Consider the following 19,562-nt stretch of genomic DNA (forward strand, 5'->3'; position numbering starts at 1 on the left):
TTACTGATATTGACATCGCTCTTTTATCTTTTGCTTTTCCTTTTCTGCTTTATTGCAGCAATGCTACAGGCGGCACGAAGATGTTGAACAGTGTGATAAACGCCGTGATCAAGATAATGGCGATGAAAGCAATATTGGTAATCTTTCCTTTGGTAAAGGTGATAAAATGGGCGATGAGAGGAGCCGTGTTGGCTATCATGATGCCGCAAAGTTCGTTCTCGTGCTGGGGCTGAAGTATCATGAATACCCAAGTTACAATGCTCAGCGTGATGAATGAATCGTAGATCATGCGTGTGCGTATCTTGTCGGCATAGCTTGAATGGATGAAATGAATGGTTCCGAGAAGACCCAGAATGACGATAAAACCGTAATTGATGATCTGATGAAGGGTAATCTGGGAGTAATCGAACAGTTCCTGATAATCGATGATAGCCGTAAAGTGGTCGGAAAGTGCCTGAAGATTGTCTGTATAGGCGAAATAGCCGGATACAAACCAGTAGGGAGCTATGACTCCTATCAGCGAAGCTAAGAATGTGCGGGCACTGAAACAGTTGGAGAAGAATATCATGCAGAGCCAGAGTATCGGCAGATAGTAGATGACCTGTATGAACACCAGCGAAGCCAGACCAATACAGAAATAGGCATAGAAAGCCCATCCCGCTGCCTTCCGGTCCTGATAACTGTTCCAGATGATCAGAGTGAAGGCGATGAAGCACATGGTCACGATGCTGGCTTTCATCGATGGATTGGGCAGGCTGGCCATGGTGATGAGCATCAGAAAACTGCAAGATACCATGCGGCTATAGGTGCGCATGAGTGAATTGCGATTGTTCAACTCTACCATGAGCAGGGTAGAGATGATGGTAAAGGCGAACTGTGCCCAGATGTTATCCATTATAAAGCCTACTGCAACCCAAACCAGAGCGGCAAGGGTTGCAGTGACAGGTAATGAGAAGCGGCTTGCCGCTATCTTGTTTTGTAATCTTTTCTTTCTTAACATCTATCTTTTGAATTTTAAATGTTGAATGTTGAATGTTGACTTGGCAGGAGTTGTCCTTGCTTCTGATTGTAAGTTGAATTGCCTGTTTACACAAGGGCGTATGCCCAATTCAACATTCAACATTTCTAATTCAACATTATCTTAAAGGTCCTGACCGATATCAGAGCGGAAGTACTTGTCGGTGAACTTGATCTTCTGAGCCTCTGCGAAGCTCTTCTTCAAAGCCTCCTCCTTGTCCTTGCCATAGCTGCTTACGCAGATTACTCGACCGCCGTTGGTTACCACCTGGCCGTCTTTCATGGCTGTACCGGAATGGAATACTACAGAGCCTTCTACCTGGTCGATGCCTTCGATAGGGTATCCCTTCTTGTATGCCTCAGGATAGCCGCCGCTCACGAGCATCACGCAGACTGCTGCACGCTCGTCAAATTCGATGGCTCTCTGGTCGAGGTTGCCTTCTGCTACTCCCTCAAAGAGGTCCACGATGTCGCTCTTCAGTCGGAGCATTACGCTCTCGGTCTCAGGGTCGCCCATACGGCAGTTGTACTCGATGACCATTGGTTCGCCCTCTACATTGATCAGACCGAAGAAGATGAAGCCCTTATAGTCGATATTCTCCTCTGCCAGACCCTCTACGGTAGGACGGATGATGCGGTCTTCCACCTTCTGCATCCACTCCTTGGTAGCGAAAGGAACTGGGGTTACGCTGCCCATACCGCCTGTGTTCAGACCGGTATCGTGCTCGCCGATGCGCTTGTAGTCCTTAGCTTCTGGCAGAATCTTGTAGTTCTTGCCATCGGTAAGTACGAATACTGAGCACTCGATACCGCTCAGGAATTCCTCGATTACCACGCGGGCAGAAGCATTGCCGAACATACCTCCGAGCATCTCCTTGAACTCCTTCTTGGCCTCTTCGAGAGTAGGGAGGATGAGTACGCCCTTGCCTGCGCACAGACCGTCGGCCTTCAGTACGTAAGGAGCCTTCAGGGTCTCCAGGAACTTCAAGCCTTCCTCTACGTGCTCGCCGTCGAAGGTTTCGTATTGGGCTGTCGGGATGTTGTGGCGCTTCATAAACTGCTTGGCGAAGTCCTTGCTGCCTTCCAGTACGGCACCAGCCTTGGATGGTCCGATCACTGGGATGTTGTGGGTGCGAGGATCGTTCTTGAAGTCGTCGTAAACACCTTTTACCAATGGGTCTTCCGGACCAACGATTACCATATCGACAGCATTTTCTACTGCGAAGTTTTTGAGTGCTTCGAAGTCGTCAGCCTTGATATCTACGTTCTCGCCGACATTCTGTGTACCGGCATTACCTGGAGCGATAAAGAGTTTCTCCACTTTCTCGCTCTGAGCGATTTTCCATGCTAAGGCGTGCTCACGGCCACCGCCTCCTAACAATAAAATTTTCATTTGCTGTAAGTTATTGTTTGTTATTGATGTAGGAGTAAACTCCTCTTTTTCGGGGGAGCTTACTCCTAAGTATTTACTTGAGATAATCGAAGAAATAGTTGCTGATGCGCTCATGCAGGTGAGTGCTCTGATGACCGCGCATATTGTGAGGCTCACCTGGATAGACGAAGAAGTCTGGCTGAGTGCCGGCTGCGATGCAGGCCTTCAGGAAGGTGAGACAATGCTGAGGCACCACTGTTACGTCGTTGAGGCCCTGGATGATCTGCAGCTTGCCCTTCAGATTCTTGGCCTGATAGAGCAGAGAGGTCTTCTTGTAGCCCTCAGGGTTGGTCTGAGGAGTATCCATATAGCGCTCGCCATACATTACCTCGTACCAGTGCCAGTCGATGACTGGGCCACCTGCCACGCCTACCTTGAATACGTCAGGATAGTGGGTCATCAGCGAGATGGTCATGAATCCGCCGAAGCTCCATCCGTGTACTCCGATTCTGTCGGCATCCACGTATGGCAGGGTCTTCAGATATTCCACGCCCTGCATCTGGTCTTGCATCTCCACCTGTCCCAACTGGCGGAATGTAGCCTGCTCGAAAGCCTTGCCACGGTTCTCGCTGCCACGGTTGTCGAGAATGAAGAGCAGATAGCCCTTTTCTGCCATGTAGGTTTCCCATCCGCGGCTGGAGTAGTTCCAGCGGGCATCCACATTGTGGGCGTGAGGGCCACCATATACATATATTATAGTAGGATACTTCTTGTTAGGATCGAAGTTCACTGGCTTCACCATGCGGTAGTAGAGGTCTGTCTTGCCGTCGTTGGCCTTGATGGAACCGCAACTGTACTCTGGCACGTTGTATCCCTTCCAAGGGTTTTCGGCAGTGAAGTAAGCCGTGCGCTTGCCGTTGGCAGTATTTACGATAGCTATCTTGCGAGGCAGGGTCGGTGTGGAGTAGTTGTCGTAGATATACTCTCCGTTCTGGCTCAGCGTAGCGTTGTGCCATCCCTTGCCGCAGTCGTCTATCATCTTTCGCTTGCCGGTCTTGGTATCCACGCTGAAGATGTTGCGCTGGATAGGTGAGCACTCGTTGCTGGCGATGATGATGCTCTTGGTCTTGGCATTGAAGCCGAGCACGTCCATCACTTCCCACTTGCCGCTTGTCAACTGACGGATTTTAAGTGAAGAGTGAAGAGTGAAGAATGAAGAATTCTCTTGTTTTTCGGATGAAGATTCTGCCTTTGAATTCTTCACTCTTCGTTCTTTGTTCTTCACTTCACAGAGGTAGAGGTGGTTGTAGCCATCTTTGCGGCTCTGCATGATGAAGCTGCTGCTGTCCCAAGGCAGGAACTGGATAGGGTGGCATGGCTCTACGTATTTCTCGTCGGTCTCGCGGTACAGTTCGCCGGTTTTCTCACCCGTCTCTGCGCTGTAGGCAGTCAGGCGGCAGTCGTTCTGGTCGCGGTTCAACTCAAACATATAGATGGTCTTGCCGTCCGGGCTCCATGCGATATTGGTGAAGTAGCGGTCTGTAGGGTCGCCAGCTTTCAGATAGATGGTCTTTCCGGTGAGGCAGTCGAATACGCCTACGGTCACCTTGTGTGAGGTCTCTCCTGCCATCGGATATTTGTCTGGTGCCGGAGTGGCGATGCAGCTCTGAGTCTCCGGATGGTCGAATCCGATTTCCGGGATGTCCACCTGCGGATAGTCGGTCACCATACTCTGATCCATGCGGTAGAATGCCAGCTTCTCTCCGTTCGGGCTCCAGAATGTGCCCTTTGAAATGCCGAATTCATCGCGGTGAACGCTCTGCCCATATACGATTTCGCGGCTTCCGTCGGTAGAAATCTGGAAATCGTGCGATTTCTTGTCCTTGGTCATGGCATTGTAGTTGGCCACGTCGAAGGTGCGCACGTACAGGTTGCTGCCCTTGAGATAGGCAAATGCATTCTGCTGGGCATTGGCTTCCAGCAGGCTTTCGCCTTCAGCATATTCCATTTCGCTGATGAGCTTGTGCTTCTTGAAGTCGATGGTGAACAGCTTGCTGCCGTTGCTCACCATTACGATGCTTTTGCCTGCGAATGGGAACTGTGCATTGTACAGAGCTCTTACCTTGATATCCTTGGTAGGGGCTATCCACTGGTTGATCTGGTCGATGCCGAAGAGCTTGGTCTCCTTGCCCGTCGTCTTGTTGACGAGATAGCAGGCGTCGATGTCCTGTCTTACGAGTTCATCGCCCCACCAGGTGCACCAGCGGTTTTTCGCTACCATGTTGCGGTAGTTGTTGCCTCCGAAGTTCAGGTCTTCCAGAGTGAAGGCCTTGTCTCCCTTCTGGGCAGCCACTACTGGGAATGTCTCTGTATGGGTCTTTGAAGCCTTGCCCTGTGCCGAAGCCTCGCCGGCATTCATAGCCATCATTGAAATCATAGCGGCGAAAGTTAATTTATAAATTGAATTCTTTAGAATCATACTTTTCTTTTAAAAAAATATTTCTGTTATTTACTCATCATGCAGCGTAATACTGTTCTGTGTCTAATAACCTGTTGATAATCAGATGATTGATACATGATACAGTGTTTCGCTGCATGAGGTCTTAACAAGTTCTTGCTTAATCCTCGTCGATGTTGAAGACTTAATCCTCGTCGTAGTTGGAGAAGTCACGCTTTCCTCCGCGCTTGAAATCTCTGCCGCCCTTGCGGTCGCCTTTGAATCCGCCGCGCTTTCCGCCGAAACTCTTTCCTCCGAAGTCCTTTCCTTCGAAATCTCTGCCACCCTTACGGTCGCCCTTGAATCCGCCACGCTTACCGCCGAAGTCCTTGCCGCCTTTACGGTCGCCTTTGAATCCACGGCCTCCGCGCTTGTCGTCGTCATCATCGCCTCTGCGGCTGTCGCTGATGCGAGGTCTGCCACCACGGCGAATTTCCTCGCGGCGCTTCTCGAAGTCCTCGAGTCGGTGGGTATGGAACTTGAATGAGCGGATGTCGTCTTCCTCGTTCTCAGTCTCCTCAGTGATGCGCTTCTTGAATTCGCGTTCCTTCTTGAATCTGTGCTTCTGAGCCATCTCTTTCTTCTCGGCATCAGTCTTCACTACGCCGCCCTCAGAGCGGAAGTCCTTCATCTTGCCGTCGAACATTACGTACTTTCTGAATTCGCATTCCAAACTGCCGTTGAATACCGGAATCTTGATAGAAGGCTTCAATCCTATCTGCTCGAAACATTCCTCGCGGTAGCTCAGTACCCAAGCCTCGTTGCCGGCAAAAGCCTTCTTGAATCGCTCGCCTATCATCTTATAGGTGTTGAGGAGGTTAGGGGTAGAGATGCGCTCTCCGTATGGAGGATTCATCACGATGATGCTCTTCTCTGCAGGCTGCTGGAAGTCCTTGAAGTCCTGGTGCTGGATGGTGATATCCTTGGTGAGACCTGCTGCACGCACGTTGAGGTTGGCAGTGTTCACAGCCTTCATATCCACGTCGTAGCCGTAGATGTGGTGCTCGAACTCGCGCTCCTGTGAGTCGTCGTTGTAGATGGCATCGAAGAGATCCTTGTCGAAATCATTCCACTTCTCGAATGCGAATTCCTTGCGGAATACACCTGGAGAGATGTTGCGGGCTATCAGGGCTGCCTCGATGGCGATGGTGCCTGAACCGCACATTGGGTCGATGAAATCGCACTCGCCCTTCCAGCCGGTCATCAGGATCATGCCTGCTGCGAGCACCTCGTTGAGCGGTGCTTCTACCTGCTCCTGGCGGTATCCGCGGCGGTGGAGGCTCTCGCCACTTGAGTCGAGGCTCAGTGTAGCCTTGTCTTCAGCGATGTGGATATTGAGACGGATGTCTGGGTTGGAAACGCTGATGTTAGGACGTGTGCCCATCTTCTCGCGGAACCAATCCACGATGGCATCCTTTACCTTGTAGGTTACGAATCGGGAGTTGCGGAACTCCTCTGAATAGACTACTGAATCTACCGAGAAAGTCTTCTTTACATCGAGGATGTCGTCCCACTTGATTTTCTGCACCTCGTCGTAAACCTCCTCTGCGCTACGAGCCTTGAAGTGCTTGATAGGCTTGAGAATACGGATGGCAGTGTGCAACTGGAAGTTGGCACGATACATCATTTCCTTGTCGCCTGTGAAAGATACCATGCGGCGACCTATTTGTACATTGTTGGCACCCAGCTGGGTGAGCTCCTCAGCCAAGACTGGTTCCAGACCCATAAAGGTCTTGGCAATGAGTTCAAATTCCTGTTCCATTATTGAATTCTATATCTAATAAACTTTGTTTTTCTTTCTTATACTTTTTTGTTTTCGGCTGCATATCCTTGGTCACCCATACGTTGGCTCCCACTACGCATCCCTTGCCGATAGTGATTCTGCCCAAGATAGTGGCGTTGGCATATACGATGACGTCGTCTTGCAGGATAGGGTGGCGAGGTATTCCCTTGATAGGGTTGCCGTTCTTGTCGAGCGGGAAGCTCTTGGCTCCGAGGGTTACGCCCTGATAGAGTTTCACATTGTCTCCGATGATGCAGGTGGCTCCTATCACTACACCCGTACCGTGGTCGATGGTGAAGTGCTTGCCGATGGTGGCTTCCGGGTGGATGTCGATGCCCGTTTCAGAGTGGGCCAGTTCGGTCATCATTCTCGGTATCAGCGGTACGCCCAGCTTGTAGAGCTCGTGCGCCAGTCGGTAGTTGGTGATGGCTTTGATTACTGGGTAGCAGGAGATGATCTCTCCCTGGCTCACTGCCGCCGGATCGCCCTCGTAGGCAGCTTCTATGTCTGTGGCGAGTATCTTTCTGAGTCTCGGAAATTCCATGATGGCTTTGGCAGCGATGACTCCGGCTTTAGCCCTCTGGTGCTGCAGCTCAGCAGGGGTTTCGTGCTCGCAGTCGTTGGCAAAACAGAGACCGGCAAGAATCTGTTCGCTTAGCTTTTCATAGAGTTTTTCAACTCTTACTCCGATGTGATACTTGATAGTGGAGATATTGACGGATGAGTTGCCGAAATATCCCGGGAAAAGGATGGAGCGAGACAGACTGATGATTTCTTCGAGCGCCTTGCCCGAAGGGAGTGGATTTCCGTCTCGATGCTGATGAAACAGACCTTTCAGTGACTCTGGGCATGAAAGTTCCTCGATGGTCTCAGTCAGCTGATGAGTTAATGTATCTTTACTCATTGTTATTCAGTGTGTCAATAAATTCGTTGCAAAATTACAATAAAAGATTGAAATCTCCAAATCAAAAAGCCGAGATAAGCGATTTTTTTTCAAAACTGACTTTAAAAATATGTTAAAGGGTAGAATATTGGGGATATTTTGCTGGATTTGCTTGTTTTTCTGAGTGTTTTTTGAGCATTAGGGATGTGGTGTGGCTGTGGGCTTTGCTTGTAGGATGGTTGTGGACTTTGCTTGTAGGATGGTTGTGGACTTTGCTTGTAGGATGGTTGTGGGCTTTGTTTGTAGAAAGGTTGTGGGCTTTGCTTGTAGAAAGGTTGTGGGCTTTGCTTGTAGAAAGGTTGTGGGCTTTGCTTGTAGGATGGCTGTGGGCTTTGCTTGTTCTTGAGTCTTTTCTTGAGGGATTTGGTATGTTGGAGAGTGAATATAGCCTGCTCGGTTAGAGAAAGTAGTCTGCTCGAAAAGAGAAAGCAACTTCCCGGAATAGATTATAACTATTGCTTGGATAGATGGTCTGAAGATTTTTTAATGTAAATATTTTGTAAAATCAGAGTGGATAATCTCTCAGAGAAAACATAGCGATGTCAATTTCAGTTTATTCAGTTTTTAAAATGACATTGCTTTTTGATGCTTATAGATAGTAAGTAAATTATTTATATTATATATTATATATAAATATAATATATAATATACTATCTATTCAAGTTTGCTAATGGCACAAAAAAAACTGAATAAACTGAAATTGACATCGCTGAATGAGACTTTTCTTCTTGGTTTCAATGTCCTTACTTTTCTGTTCGAAAAAGCCTCTTCTTAATATTCGCTTATTAGAGTTTTTTGTGCTTGTTAGAAGAGAATAATCCCCCTGCTTATATAGTAAAATAAGGAAACGTAGAGTTACGTCGAAGAAAATATAGAGTTACGCTGCGGAAGTCATAGAGTAGGCATTTGTGAGGTATAGAGGAGTCTCTCATAGCACATACGATTGTCTCTCTTGACGAGTAGAATTGCCTCCTATAGTGCTTTGATTTACTTCATAGAATTCTTGTTTTTGCACCTTAGTTTTAAATTGTAAGTGTATGAATATGCTTCGATTTTTGTATCTTTTTTGTATAAATGTAATAATATGCAGTTGTTGGGAAAGCCGTAATGCTTGTCTTTATGTAGAATTTTTATCCGATTTGTCAGCTTTCTTTATCTATTTATTCTTCACCTGTTTATTCTTTACCTATTTATTCTTCACCAGTTTTTGAGTTATTCCACCGGAATCTCTCCTGTTTTCTTTAATCTGTTCATATCCCTGAAAGCACTCCAGGCGATAGGAATGGCCATGGTAAAGCTGCATGCATCTGCCCAAGCCTGACACATTTCCACGCCCAGCAGACCAAAGAAATGAGGCAATATAAAGATGAGCGGAATGAAGAAAAGTCCGCTTCTGGCTGCTGCCACAAGATTGGCACGGATAGGTTTACGGATGGTCTGCATCAGCATATTGGTGAGTACAATGGTTGATACAAGCGGAAAGCTGAGCACCTGCCATTGCAGAGCTGCAGCTCCTACATGGATCACGTCTGGATCGCTGCGGAACAGGCCGATGATGGATTCGGAGAAAGCAAAGCCTACCAGCGCACATACCGAGAGAAATACTGTACCGCATTTGATACAGAAATAGAAGGCTTCCTTCACTCGCTGGTACAGATGGGCGCCATAGCAGAAACCGCAGAGCGGCTGGAAGCCCTGTCCCAGTCCGATGACAATAGCATAAGTGAAGAAAGAGATGCGCGTTACGATGCTCATGCCTGCAATGGCAGCATCTCCGTAGGCTCCGGCTGCCACGTTGAGCAGGATGGTGGATACACTGCCTAATCCTTGACGCGAAAGGGAAGGAGTACCGCCAAAAATAATTTCCTTCGCAAGTTGTTTATTAGGAGTAAAGTCTTTCAGGCGGATTCTGATATTCTGCCCCCTTCTACTCATCAGAAAGAGCATCAGGCAACCGAAAGTCTGGCTGATGAGGGTGGCAATGGCGGCTCCGGTAATGCCCATACAGAAGTAGATGATGAGCAGCGGAGCGAGTACCAGATTGAGCAAAACTCCCGACAGAATGCCCTTCATCGCCGACATTGTGTTGCCCTGAAAACGCATCTGATTGTTCAGTGTGAGCGACATAGTCATGAAGGGAGCGCCGAGCATGACGATGCCTAAGTAGCGCTCTGTATAGGGCAGGATGGTGGGTGTGGAACCCAGGAAGATGGCGAGCGGAGTGATGAAAATCTGTCCCAGGATGGCGATGAGAAGCCCGGCAAAGAAGCTCAGTATAAAGCCCGTAGAGGCCATCTTCTCTGCTTTCCGGTGCTCCTTGGCTCCCAACTGGCGGGAAATATAATTGCCTGAGCCGTGACCGAAGAAGAAGCCTACTGCCTGAATGATGGCCATCACCGAGAAGGAGATGCCCACGGCAGCTACGCTTTGCGTATTGATAGTGCCCACGAAATAGGTGTCGGCGAGGTTGTACATGCTCGTCGACAGCATACTGATGATTGTAGGGATTGCCATCGTGAAAATGACTCTATGAACGGGTGCATGAGTCAGGAAAGTGTAGTTGTCTCTCTCTCTTTTCATGCTGCAAAGGTAAGAAGTTTTGTCGTAAGAGCCAAGAAAGTAAGTTTAAATTATCTGAAATGAAAAATAATTTAGCTATTTAGGTTTTATTCTTGCGGACAAGTGTTTGTCGTATCAGAAATTTATTGTACCTTTGCATCCGTTAAAAATATTAGTTTGTATCATAGAAGGGTGTCTGCGTCTCTATGAATGTTGTTTTGTATCCAAAGTATGTTCAAAATTCAGGAGTACTGATACGTTCCTTTATATACATTCTACTGAACTTTCGCATATCAGGAAGTTTAAGGAGTTAACTCCTTTAACTCCTTTAACTTCTGAACTTGCGAAACTTGAATAAAAAAATATATTAAACAACAATATAATATGAAATTTGCAATTATTGCTGCCGGTGAGGGCAGCCGCCTTGCGCAGGAAGGCGTAGAGGAGCCAAAGCCCTTAGTTTCTGTATGTGGCCAGCCGATGATAGAGCGCCTGATGCGTATCTTCGTGGATTGTGGAGCATCAGAAATCGTGGTCATCATCAACGAACAGAGTACCAGCGTGCACCGTTATCTGAAGTCGCTGGATCTGCCTGTGCCGCTCAAAATCATTGTGAAAACTACCCCAAGTTCTATGCATAGCCTTCATGCCCTGTCGCCTTATCTCAGGGGTGAACGCTTCTGCCTGACTACTGTTGATACGATTTTCCGTGAAGAGGAATTCAAGAAATATATCCGCCATTTTGAGCGCGTCAAAGATATCGACGGCTGCATGGCTGTGACTCCTTACGTGGACGACGAGAAGCCTCTCTGGGTAGGCGTGAAGGAGCTGACCGGTGCGGAGGGGGAGAACCTCATAGACCAGCAGGGATACCGCCGCAAGCCGCTCATCACCGGTTTCCACGACCAGTGCGAGGGCGACGACCATCTGATTTCGGGAGGCATCTACTGTCTGGGCGACAAGGCCCTCGATGTGCTCGATCATTGTATGGAGCAGGGCATGAGCCGAATGCGCAACTTCCAGCGCCAGCTTGTAGCTGAAGGTCTGCGCCTGGAGGCTTATCCTATCGACAAGATTCTCGATGTGGATCATAAGGAGGATATCGCCAAGGCAAGAAAATTCCTGCTGCCTTTAGAAGGCAAGATAATCAATGGCATCATGCGCGATAGCTGTTACTCGCCCAACTGTGAAAATAGCGACGCTGCCATCTTTGAGGCTGTGAGTAAGCAACTGGAGGCTCTCGGGGCGACAGTCTATCCATTCCGTGAGCATTCTTTTGAAGAGCAAATTCGTAACTTTACAAAGTCTGAAGAGTATTCTGAGTTTATGAATCAGGTTTGGTTTAAGAGCAATATGGCTGGCTATTTCAGTATGGCCCGTAGCAGCAGTGCACTACTGGAGTTGGAGGGGGTTATGTTTTATGACCTTCCGGGACTGAACACTCCGGTGAGCGTGATGAACTGCATAAGATCGGAGATGACCATCCTGCTGATGGAGGACGGTATCCCGATGCCGAAGAGCAAGATAGTGGAATCTTTTGACGGTCTGGGCGACTGGGATATCTATCCATGCTGGCTGAAGCGTGGTAATGACTGTGCGCAGCAAAAGGAGGATACCTGCTATGTGGAGACCCGTGAGGAAGCTGAGAAGGTATTGAAGAACTTCGAGAAGAGAAGCATTACTCCGGTGGTTCTCAATGAGCATCTGAAGGGCGACCTCGTGAAGTTTTATGGCGTGGAAGGCACTGATTTCTTCTACTGGTTCTATCCGTCAAAGTGCGGTCATCGCAGCAAGTTCGGTCTTGAAGTAATCAACGGCGATGCGCAGGGAATTCCATTCGTGGTGGAGGATTTGAAAAAGACTGCCGACAGGGCTGCCACGGTGCTCAAGACTCCTATCTACGGTGGCGACTGCATCATAGCCGAGGATGGCAGTTTCAGAATTATCGACTTCAATGACTGGCCAAGCTTCGCTCCTTGCCGAGATACTGCTGCTTATTATATAGCCAAGCGTCTTTGCATGGAATTCGAAAAGCATCCGTTTATTAAGATGTTGCAGATTTTGAGAAAGCAGAATTAAAAAGGGAATCCCTGAGATGATCTCTTTCGTAGGTCCTTGAGATAATCTCTTTCTGGAGTCCTTGAGATTGTTTCTTGCGAAGGTCTCAGAGGTTGTTTCTTGCGAAGGTCTCAGAGATTGTTTCTTGCGAAGGTCTCAGAGATTATCTCTTTCGAGACTCCTTGAGACGATCTCTTTCGAGACTCCAGTAAATATAGAAAAAAATCCTTTATAATATATAAATAGGTATAGTAATTCAAAAAGAAATGGCAAATCAGGAATATCAAGCTTCTCTGAAGTCTGCAGACACCGAGGAGCATATTGACATTTATTTCTATCGCCCGATAGGCTATCAGTGGGCGAGATTTTTCAGAATGTTGCACGTTACGCCGAATGTAGTAACCATCCTCTCCATCTTCCTGGGTGTGGGAGCGGGTATCTGCTTCGGTTTCAACGATTTGAAAATCAATATCGTGGGCATTCTGCTGCTCGTATGGGCGAATATGTACGACAGTTGTGATGGACAGCTGGCGCGACTCACCAATCAGAAAAGTGCGCTGGGACGTATCCTCGACGGTGCTGCCGGCGACCTGTGGTTCATCTCCATCTATGTCTGCATCTGCATCCGTCTGATGCCAGAGTGGGGATTCTGGATATGGGGACTGGCTGTCGTGAGCGGTCTGCTCTGCCACTCCCGCCAGTGCCGACTGGCCGACTACTATCGCCAGATACACCTCTTCTTCCTGAAGGGCAAGGAGGGGAGCGAGATGGATGATGCCATCAAGCAGGTGGCTATCTACAAGCAGATGAAGTGGAAAAGGGAGCCGCTGCAGAAGTTCTTCCAGTTCTTCTACAAGAACTATACGCTGGCACAGGAGAAGGAGACGCCATGGTTTCAGAAACTCAAGAAAATCATTCGCCACAAGTATCCTAACCAGTTGCCGGATGAGCTGCGTGCCGACTTCCGCAAGGGCAGTCTGCCGCTGATGAAGTATGCCAACTTCCTGACTTTCAACTGGCGCAGCTTTACGCTCTTTGCGAGCATCCTGGTGGGTCTGCCTTGGATATACTTCTGTGTGGAGATTGTGGTCTTCACAGCTGTATATTTCTATATGCATTATCGCCACGAAAAGCTCTGTTGTGAGATTTTAGTTAAAATAGCTTCTTATGAATAATCGGTTCAGAAATATCTTCATGGCCTTCGGTATCATCGCCATCATCATCATGCTCTGTACGATGGATATGGACTATACCGACATCTGGCGCTATCTGAAGCAGGCGGGCATCTACTTTCCGCTGATACTCGCTCTGTGGCTGGCGGTGTATATGGTGAACACGCTCTCTTGGTATCTCATCATCAATGACGAGGGCAAGGTGAAGGGGCTTTCCTTCTGGCGTGTGTACAAACTGACCGTGAGCGGATTTGCACTCAACTATACTACGCCCTGCGGACTGATGGGCGGCGAGCCTTACCGCATCATGGAGCTGAAGCCTTATACGGGAGTGAGCAAGGCCACCTCGTCGGTTATCCTCTATGTGATGATGCACATCTTCTCGCATTTCTGGTTCTGGTTCTTGTCGATATTCCTCTTCGTGGCAATGTATCCGGTAGGCGTTCCGATGGGCATCATGCTGGTGCTGATAGGCGCATTCTGCCTGCTGGGCATCTACTTCTTCTCTCGCGGTTATCGCACGGGCATGGCTCAGAAGGGCATCCGAATCCTTACGCATATCCCGATGGTGAAGAAATGGGCGAGAGGCTTTGCGGAATCTAAGAAGGAAACGCTGGAGCAGATAGACAACCAGATAGCGATGCTCCACGGTCAGCACAAGCGCACGTTCTATCTCTCGTTGTTTTCCGAGGTGGCAGCACGCGTGCTTCAGAGTGTGGAAATCTATCTCATCCTGAAGGCTTTCGCTGCGGATGTGAGCATTCTCGACAGTATTCTGATATTGGCATTCTCTTCGCTCTTCAGCAATCTCATCTTCTTCTCTCCGATGCAGTTGGGAGCGCGTGAGGGTGGTCTGGCTCTGGCGGTGGACGGACTGCATCTTACGGGTGCATTAGGCGTCTATACGGGTCTCATTACCCGCCTGCGAGAGTTGTTCTGGATAGCTGTCGGCATCCTGCTTATCAAGATAGGAAATAAGGATTTGAAACAGAAAAATGATGAATAAGAAACTGGATGTAAAGGGAATTATTTTCGACTATGGCGGTACGCTCGATACCAGGGGCGACCACTGGTCGGAGGTGTTGTGGAAAGGCTACGAGCACTTCGGTATTGGCGTGAATGCTGATGAGGAGGTGGAGCCGGGGGTATCCATCGGCAAGTCTTCTTTCCGTGATGCTTACGTGTATGGTGAGCGTGTGCTGGCAGTGCATCCACTGGTGAAGGCTGAGGACCACTTCGAGGATATCCTCCGCTTGAAGATACATTTCCAGTTGTCTTTCCTCGCTGGTGCGCCTTTGTTGGAAACCGGTAAGGACGATGCCCTGAAGCAGCAGGCTCTTGCTGAAAGGCTTGAGTTGAGTGAGTCGGAGATAGCAGAAATCTCTGCATCGCTGGCAGCCTATATCAATAGTGAGACCCAGCAGCTTTTGGCCGAAAACAAACAGGTGCTGGAGCATCTGAAGCAGGCGGGTTATCCGATGGTTCTCGTGTCCAATTTCTATGGCAATATCAATCAGGTGTTGAAGGATGCGGGCATCGACGGTTATTTCAGTCGCGTCATAGAGTCGGCGGTAGTGGGTGTTCGCAAGCCAAATCCTGCTATCTTCGCCCTGGGTGTCTGTGCTTTGGATTTACCGGCTTCGCAGGTGCTGGTGGTGGGAGATACCTTCAGCAAGGATATTCTTCCGGCACGTCAGCTGGGTTGCCATACATTGTGGATCAAGGGATTGCAATGGGAAAAGAAGGAATACGATGAGAGTGTGCCTGACGGGATTCTGACGAAACTCTCTGATATGGAGGCTTATCTGCTGTAACTGAAGTTTCGCATGTGGTTTAAGTACGGGCTGAAGGCCCAAAAGCTCCTATCCTAGGGCAACGCCCTGGGTATAAAAGCAATCTGCAAGGCGCTCTGTAAGGGTTGCGTCCATAATAACCTAGGGCGATGCCCTGGGCTAGGGACTTCTGCCCTTTACCTTTCCGCTACGCGCCAGTGACCGTTGGTTCAGGGCGTGTGGAGTTTACATGTGAAACTTGAGTGCAGTAATACATTGCTTGAGGGGGCTTCTGACAGATTTCTCTTTCTTGGGTTTAGTTGGTTCCTTCTCTCCCTCTCTTGGGTTCAGTTGCAGACTTATAAGTTGAATTTTAGATTCAGCGATGTCAATTTCAGTAATTTCAGTTTTAATTTTGATTATCTGCTCTTGTTGTCCTTCAGCGATGTCAATTTCAGTAATTTCAGTTTTAATTTTGATTATCTGCTCTTTGATATCCTTCAGCGATGTCAATTTCAGTAATTTCAGTTTTAATTTTGATATAAATCTGAAAAAATAGGCGGCAAAGCATTTAAATCTTATAAAAAACTTAAATTACTAAATAGTTTTCGCGGGTTTTCAGAAGAATATTCTTAACTTTGCAGCCAGAAATAGAAAGTTGACGAAAAAAGCAGTTAGTAGTCAAAAGTTTTTTAAGGGTAGGGCATCGCAGTTTTGTCCTCCTATATATTAATAAGGTATGAAGGTTTTTAGAAAATTGTATTTTGTAGTTGCGCTGCTGCTGGTTTCTACACTCCAGCTGATGGCCCAACAAAAGATAACAGGACGAGTCATAGATGAGGATGGATTTGCCGTTTCCTATGCCAGCGTGCAATATCGCGGGCATAAGATAGCCGTGTCCAGCGACAGTCAGGGTAAGTTCTCCATCGAGAAACATCCAGGCTGGGTGCTCACAGTATCTGCCCTGAGCTACAAGTCGCAGACCATCAGCGTAAACGAGAAAATGGATTTCATAGAAGTAAAGCTGAAAGATGACAGTCATAAGCTCAACGAGGTGGTGGTGAAGACCAAGCGAGGCAAATACAGTCGTAAGGACAATCCTGCCGTGGAGCTGATGAGGCGAGTGATAGCTGCCAAGAAAAAGACAGATCTCAGCAATCATGATTACTATCAGTATGACAAGTATCAGAAGATAACGCTTGCCCTCAACGACCTGAAGAAAGAGCAGTTGGAAGGCAAGTTCTTCAGCAAGCGACAGTATCTTCTGGACCAGGTGGAGACCTCTCCCTATAACGGCAAGCTTACCCTTCCAGTGAGCATCGACGAGACGGTTTCGCAGCACATCTATCGCAAGGATCCGAAGACAGAGAAAGATATCATCAAGGGCCAGCAGAGCAATGGCATCGGACAGGTAATCCAGACCGGCGAGATACTTAACACTGCCCTCAAGGATGCCTTCACCGATGTGGATATCTACGACGACTACGTGCGCCTGCTGCAGTATCCGTTCCCTTCACCTATCGGCAGAACGGGTATCTCCTTCTATCATTATTATATAGAAGACACGGTGTATGTAGAGCGAGACCTCTGCTATCATCTCCAGTTTATACCTGCCAATTCGCAGGACTTCGGTTTCCGTGGAGAGCTGTACGTTCTCGCAGACAGTTCGCTGCACGTGAAGAAATGCAATCTCTACATGCCTCACAATACCGACGTGAACTATGTGAAGAATATGAAGATAGAGCAGGAATACACCAGGCTCGACAACGGCGAATGGGTGCTCTCGAAAGACGATATGATAGCCGAACTGCACGTGAACAGTGTGCTGCAAGACCTGCTCGTGGTGAGGAACACCCGACTTACCGACTATGCCTTCGATGAACTGCCGAAGATACTCTTCAAGGGTAAGGCCAAGGTAAGGCACGATATGGATGCCATGAACCGCGACGAGGCCTACTGGAACAAATACAGGCAGGTGGACCTCACAAAGAGTGAATCGTCGATGGACAGCTTTATCCACCGCATGGAAAATTCGAAGGGATTCAAGTATATCATCTTCTTCGTGAAAGCCCTGATGGAGAACTACGTGGAGATAGGTGGCGGTACGGACGGCAAGAAGAGCAAGTTTGATCTCGGACCGGTGAACACCTATATCTCCAAGAACTTCGTGGATGGTATCCGACTGCGACTGGCCGGTAGAACCATGGCTGCCCTCAATCCGCATTTCTTCTGGGACGGATATGCAGCCTACGGTACCAAGAGCAACGACTGGTACACGGGCAATATCTTCACTTATTCGCTCAACAAGAAGAAGAACAGTCCGTTTGAATTCCCGATGCGCAACCTCACTTTCGAGGTGGCCCGAGATGTGACTTCTCCTTCAGACGAGAACCTGCTGCACAACAAGGACAACTTCTTCATGACCTTCCGTGCTGCCACTCAGGACGAGATGTTCCTCTACCACCGCCAGAAGTTGGCATTCACCTACGAGACCGACTGGGGTTTCCGATTCAATACGAGTCTCCGCTTCCAGAGCAACCGTACGGTGGGCAATCTCCACTACTATCATCTGGACGGTACCGAGGTGAAGAAGATTCGCATGACCGACCTCAACGTGGGCATCAACTATAATCCGGGTGTTACCTATGTGAATACCAAGCAGCAGCGACTGCCTATCAATCTCGACAGTCCGGAAATCGGACTTTCGCACACGATGGGCTTCAGGGGCTTCATGGGCGGTCAGTATCACAGCAATATCACCAAGTTGAGCATCTACAAGCGCCAGTGGCTCGGCAGTTGGGGTTATCTCGACTTCCATGCCATCGGACAGGCACAGTGGAACAAGGTGCCGTTCCCAATGCTCATCCTGCCTCCTATCAACCTCTCTTACTTTGAGCAGGAGACAACAATCAGTTTGATGAAAGACTGGGAATTCCTCAACGACCGCCAGGTGTTCTGGGCACTCTCTTGGGATATGAACGGCAAGCTGCTCAACCGCATTCCGCTCATCAAGAAACTCAAGTGGCGCGAGTGGTTTGCCATCAAGGGCGTGTGGGGCCATCTTACCGACAAGAACAATCCATATCTGGAGAAGAACCAGGGAGACGGAAGGCTGTTTAAGTTCCCTAAAAACTCTCATGTGATGAATGATACACCTTACTGGGAGTGCGTGGCTGGTGTGCACAACATCTTCAAGTTCTTCTCAGTAGAGTATGTGAGACGACTCACCTATCTGAATAACAACAACATCGACAAGTGGGGTATCCGTTTCGGCTTCATGATGTCGTTCTGATATACGAGAAAAATAACCCATAGGAGACTCCTCAAAGTTGCCTATGGGTCGTTTTGCATTATAGAGATATATCAATGGTATAAAAACTGAATAAATATCAGTTGAATATCGAACCGGTATCACCATCCTCCAAATCAATCGGGGTGCGATGGCTACAGTGCGCAAACAGAATATATAAGGAGAATAACAACATAAAAAAATAGGAGAGAATATAACTATGAAAATTTTATTAGCAGACAGACAGGACATCACCCGTGCGGGCATGATATACGTGCTGCAGGGGATGGAAGGACTGGAATGGAAATATACGGATGACAAGGCCGAACTGATGCTGGCGCTGAAGGAGAACGATGATACGGTAGTGGTCTTAGACTACACCTCATTCGATATCAACGATGCCGATGAACTGCTGATACTCCAGCAGCGATTCACTCACACACGCTGGCTGCTCTTCAGCGAAGATCTGAGTGCCGAGCTGGTAAGGGTATTGATAGCCAGCAGCATGCAGTTCAGTATTCTGCTGAAGGAGTGTCCGCTTTCAGAAATTAAGGAAGCCATCAAGTTCTGCGTGCATGGCAACCGGTTCATCTGTCAGCGCATGATGGAAGTGCTTCTGGCTCCTAAGCATGAGGTAGAGGAGAAGGTTAACCTGACGAAGACGGAGACGGAGATACTGAAAGATATCGCTCTCGGCATGACGACCAAGGAAATAGCAGACAAGCGATTCTCAAGTTTCCATACCGTGAACACTCATCGCAAGAATATCTTCCGCAAGCTGAATGTGAACAATGTTCATGAGGCTACCAAGTATGCGCTGAGGGCAGGACTCGTGGATACTGCAGAATACTATATCTGATTCTCGGAAAGAAATTCAGCAAGAAAGAGTCCGGAATAAAAAATAGGCTTAAACTTGTCCTCACGACAAATCTAAGCCTTACCTGTTTCTAACTAACTTATTATCAACTATTCATTACTTTCATTTGCAAAATTAGTACATTTTTAGTGATAATCTTTCTAAATTTGTGAAAAAACACACGTAAACGTTTGCGCTTTTAGAGAAAAAATACTATCTTTGCAGAGGAAAAAGTGTACTCACT

At 48.1% G+C, this 19,562-nt stretch carries 14 protein-coding genes; 7 read left to right on the plus strand and 7 right to left on the minus strand.

The window, feature by feature from the left end; genetic code table 11:
- Positions 1–49 precede the first annotated feature (49 nt).
- The 5 genes from KUA50_RS01070 to epsC all read right to left on the minus strand — a co-directional run bounded on the left by KUA50_RS01070 (position 50) and on the right by epsC (position 7,573).
- The gene (locus KUA50_RS01070; protein ID WP_218458170.1) at positions 50–1,000 is read right to left on the minus strand and encodes a hypothetical protein; all 951 of its coding nucleotides are present in this window, start codon (positions 998–1,000) and stop codon (positions 50–52) included.
- 141 nt (positions 1,001–1,141) lie between these two features.
- Positions 1,142–2,410, minus strand: coding sequence for a phosphoribosylamine--glycine ligase (gene purD, locus KUA50_RS01075; RefSeq protein ID WP_022109957.1), 1,269 nt, complete (start codon positions 2,408–2,410; stop codon positions 1,142–1,144).
- A 73-nt stretch (positions 2,411–2,483) separates the two neighbouring features.
- Positions 2,484–4,826, minus strand: coding sequence for a S9 family peptidase (locus KUA50_RS01080; protein WP_256624383.1), 2,343 nt, complete (start codon positions 4,824–4,826; stop codon positions 2,484–2,486).
- Between the two features lie 205 nt (positions 4,827–5,031).
- Complete coding sequence (locus KUA50_RS01085; RefSeq protein ID WP_022109959.1) at positions 5,032–6,648, minus strand: THUMP domain-containing class I SAM-dependent RNA methyltransferase; 1,617 nt, start codon at positions 6,646–6,648, stop codon at positions 5,032–5,034.
- Entirely contained in the window at positions 6,632–7,573 is a 942-nt protein-coding gene (gene epsC / locus KUA50_RS01090) for a serine O-acetyltransferase EpsC (RefSeq protein ID WP_022109960.1), read from the minus strand. The genes KUA50_RS01085 and epsC overlap by 17 nt, the downstream gene beginning before the upstream one ends.
- A 170-nt stretch (positions 7,574–7,743) precedes the next feature.
- On the opposite strand from epsC, the gene KUA50_RS01095 reads away from it, so the two are divergent.
- Positions 7,744–8,013: a hypothetical protein gene (locus KUA50_RS01095; protein WP_318346061.1), complete on the plus strand. Its 270-nt coding sequence runs from the start codon at positions 7,744–7,746 to the stop codon at positions 8,011–8,013.
- 811 nt (positions 8,014–8,824) lie between these two features.
- On the opposite strand, the gene KUA50_RS01100 is transcribed toward KUA50_RS01095, so the two are convergent.
- Positions 8,825–10,192: an MATE family efflux transporter gene (locus KUA50_RS01100; protein ID WP_218456785.1), complete on the minus strand. Its 1,368-nt coding sequence runs from the start codon at positions 10,190–10,192 to the stop codon at positions 8,825–8,827.
- A 363-nt stretch (positions 10,193–10,555) separates the two neighbouring features.
- On the opposite strand from KUA50_RS01100, the gene KUA50_RS01105 reads away from it, so the two are divergent.
- The 4 genes from KUA50_RS01105 to KUA50_RS01120 all read left to right on the plus strand — a co-directional run bounded on the left by KUA50_RS01105 (position 10,556) and on the right by KUA50_RS01120 (position 15,215).
- Positions 10,556–12,250: a nucleotidyltransferase family protein gene (locus KUA50_RS01105; RefSeq protein WP_218456784.1), complete on the plus strand. Its 1,695-nt coding sequence runs from the start codon at positions 10,556–10,558 to the stop codon at positions 12,248–12,250.
- 245 nt (positions 12,251–12,495) lie between these two features.
- The gene (locus tag KUA50_RS01110; protein ID WP_218456783.1) at positions 12,496–13,404 is read left to right on the plus strand and encodes a CDP-alcohol phosphatidyltransferase family protein; all 909 of its coding nucleotides are present in this window, start codon (positions 12,496–12,498) and stop codon (positions 13,402–13,404) included.
- Complete coding sequence (locus KUA50_RS01115; protein WP_218456782.1) at positions 13,397–14,407, plus strand: lysylphosphatidylglycerol synthase transmembrane domain-containing protein; 1,011 nt, start codon at positions 13,397–13,399, stop codon at positions 14,405–14,407. Before KUA50_RS01110 ends, KUA50_RS01115 begins: the two co-directional genes overlap by 8 nt.
- Positions 14,397–15,215: an HAD family hydrolase gene (locus KUA50_RS01120; protein WP_235391285.1), complete on the plus strand. Its 819-nt coding sequence runs from the start codon at positions 14,397–14,399 to the stop codon at positions 15,213–15,215. Before KUA50_RS01115 ends, KUA50_RS01120 begins: the two co-directional genes overlap by 11 nt.
- Before the next feature lie 204 nt (positions 15,216–15,419).
- Here KUA50_RS01120 and KUA50_RS01125 read toward each other — a convergent pair whose 3' ends face one another.
- Positions 15,420–15,686, minus strand: a complete 267-nt coding sequence (locus tag KUA50_RS01125; RefSeq protein WP_218456781.1) for a hypothetical protein — start codon at positions 15,684–15,686, stop codon at positions 15,420–15,422.
- A 226-nt stretch (positions 15,687–15,912) separates the two neighbouring features.
- Here KUA50_RS01125 and KUA50_RS01130 point away from each other — a divergent pair, with 226 nt between their 5' ends.
- Together KUA50_RS01130 and KUA50_RS01135 are read left to right on the plus strand one after the other, a co-directional pair.
- A complete protein-coding gene (locus KUA50_RS01130; protein ID WP_218456780.1) occupies positions 15,913–18,465 on the plus strand; it encodes a DUF5686 and carboxypeptidase-like regulatory domain-containing protein in 2,553 nt (850 codons plus the stop codon).
- 217 nt (positions 18,466–18,682) lie between these two features.
- Complete coding sequence (locus KUA50_RS01135) at positions 18,683–19,321, plus strand: response regulator transcription factor (protein ID WP_218456779.1); 639 nt, start codon at positions 18,683–18,685, stop codon at positions 19,319–19,321.
- Positions 19,322–19,562: the final 241 nt, after the last annotated feature.

This window comes from Segatella hominis, assembly GCF_019249725.2.
GTDB lineage: Bacteria > Bacteroidota > Bacteroidia > Bacteroidales > Bacteroidaceae > Prevotella.